Annotated in this window: 2 protein-coding genes and 1 pseudogene; 1 reads left to right on the top strand and 2 read right to left on the bottom strand. The window is 69.3% G+C overall.

Translation table 11 applies throughout. The features are described 5' to 3' along the window. Positions 1-110 precede the first annotated feature (110 nt). Positions 111-911 (top strand): ParA family protein, encoded by an 801-nt coding sequence (locus tag WBF82_RS05740; protein WP_424382116.1) that lies wholly within the window; start codon positions 111-113, stop codon positions 909-911. 2 nt (positions 912-913) lie between these two features. Here WBF82_RS05740 and WBF82_RS05735 read toward each other — a convergent pair whose 3' ends face one another. After that, positions 914-2128, bottom strand: coding sequence for a hypothetical protein (locus WBF82_RS05735; RefSeq protein WP_424382115.1), 1215 nt, complete (start codon positions 2126-2128; stop codon positions 914-916). 21 nt (positions 2129-2149) lie between these two features. Next, positions 2150-2335: pseudogene (locus WBF82_RS05730) on the bottom strand (DEAD/DEAH box helicase); the annotation flags it as partial.

The raw sequence follows: 2335 nt of genomic DNA, 5'->3' as shown, positions 1-2335 counted from the left end.
TGACCGATTGTGCCTGAGACTCAGGGCGATCCGCGCGCGGGCACCATGGGGTTAATGCCAGGATGGCCATAGCACGCCCGTGGCGACGAAGTAGAAGAGGAGCGGCCCCTGTGACGAACACCCGAGTATTGGCGGTGGCCAACCAGAAGGGCGGGGTGGCCAAAACGACGACGGTGGCTTCGCTGGGCGCGGCGATGATGGACGCGGGCCGGCGGGTGCTGCTCGTCGATCTCGACCCGCAGGGCTGCCTGACTTTCTCGCTGGGCCAAGACCCGGACAAGTTGGCGGTGTCGGTGCATGAGGTCTTGCTTGGTGAGGTGGACCCCGACGTCGCCTTGGTCGACACCGCGGAGGGTATGACGCTGCTGCCGGCCAACATCGACCTCGCCGGCGCTGAGGCGATGCTGCTGATGCGGGCCGGCCGCGAGTATGCGCTCAAACGGGCGCTCGACAAGCTCGGCGACCAGTTCGACGTGGTCATCATCGACTGTCCGCCGTCGCTGGGCGTGCTCACCCTCAACGGGCTGACGGCCGCCGACGAGGTCATCGTGCCGTTGCAATGCGAAACGTTGGCGCATCGCGGCGTCGGCCAGTTCCTGCGCACGGTCGCCGACGTGCAGCAGATCACCAACCCCGGGCTGCGGTTATTGGGCGCGTTGCCGACGCTGTACGACCCGCGCACAACCCACACCCGCGACGTGCTGCTCGATGTCGCCGACCGCTATGACCTGCCGGTGCTCGCGCCGCCGATTCCGCGGACGGTGCGCTTCGCCGAAGCCAGCGCCTCCGGCTCGTCGGTGATGGCCGCGCGTAAGAATAAGGGCGCCTCCGCTTATCGAGAGTTGGCCGAGATGCTGCTCAAACACTGGAAGTCGGGCAAAGCGCTGCCGACGTTCACCATCGACGCCTGAGGTCAGCCCAAGGCGACCAGGGTATTGCCGCGCTGCTCGAGCACCTGCACACCCGAAACGGTCGGGATCACCGGGGAGCTGGCCGGCGGCCGGGGCACCGGCAGGAAACCTTCGCCGGTGCCGGTGACCGGATCACAAACGGCGATGCCATTCGTGACGGGCACCAGCAACTTGCCGGCCATCATCGTCGCCGGCCCCACCGGAACCGAAGGCCCAGCGGCCGCAATCGAATAGCGGTAGGCCAGTGTCGCCCCGTCGAACACCATCACCTTGTCGCCGGTCCACCACGTCACCAGGTTGCCGGGTCGCGACACGACGCTGGCCGCCGACGGCGTCTTGGGCAGCAGCGTGCTCGCCACGGTCACCCCGCTCTCGTCGACCACATCGACTTTGGGCTGCGGCGCAGGCAGATACAGCAGCGTCTTGGTCTCAGCGACCGTCAGCACCCGGGCGCCGGAACCCACGCCGATCCCCGGCTCGGGGACGTCGCGCACCTCCGGCTCGTCTTCCTCCTTGCTGGGGCGCAGCAGGGTGAGCCGCAGATCCACCTGGCTGCCGCACGCGCCGAGGACCGATACCGCCGCCGAGCTGGCAGCCGCCGAAACGAAGCGGCAGCCGGTGTGCAGTCCCTTCGAGGACGGCTTGACCCGAGCGTCGATTTCGCCGTAGGGGAGCATCCGGACCATGTCGGAGCGCCACAGCTCCAGCCTGGTATCACCCGCCGACAACACCGTGGTGCCGTCGGAAGTCAGCCGGACACGCTGGTCGGCGTAGCTGCTTCGGGCGGGTCCGCGGCGTCCGGTGGATCCGTCGATCGTGCTGACCTGACCGCAACCGCGGTCGTCGCGGTAGACCGCGACGGCGAAGCGGTAGACCCCGGTGACCCCGCACAGATCGGTGCCGCGCGAGTAGCTCCACCGCACCTTGCCGGTGTCCGGATAACGCCCTTGCACGGCGCGTCCGTCGGCGGTCACGACGGTTCCGGCGACCACCACTGGCTGTTCGGTCGGCGCGTTCGGGGCGGTCCAGAGCTGCTTGAGTGAATCCGGCACCTGGTGGGCCAACCTCGGGCTGGGCGCAGTTCCTGTCCCGGGCCGGCTGATCGTGGCGCGGGCATCGCTGGTCCACCAGATCAACGCCGCAACCACCGCGACCACCGCTGCGATCGCTGCCGCGGCCAATATGTCGGCCTTGGTGCGGCGTTCCGGTTTGACCATCAGGCGTCGGGCGACACCGGTTCAGTTGGCATTGGCGGCCACGCCCGCCGACTTGCGGGGGCGTCGGCGGCGGCGCCGTGTGCTGTGTGCGCCGTCGCCGGAGTTCGCTGTCGCGGTGCCGGCGGCGGGAGCCGCTGAGGTCCCCGCGTCGCCGTTGGTGGCGCCGGCGGCAGCCCCGGTTGCCGGGTGGCCTGTCGCCGACTTGCC

Origin of the sequence: Mycobacterium sp., assembly GCF_049673265.1 — a bacterium.
In the GTDB taxonomy this organism is placed as follows: domain Bacteria; phylum Actinomycetota; class Actinomycetes; order Mycobacteriales; family Mycobacteriaceae; genus Mycobacterium.
Note: the sequence above shows the minus strand (reverse complement) of the source record. Positions and strands in the feature narration are given on the sequence as shown.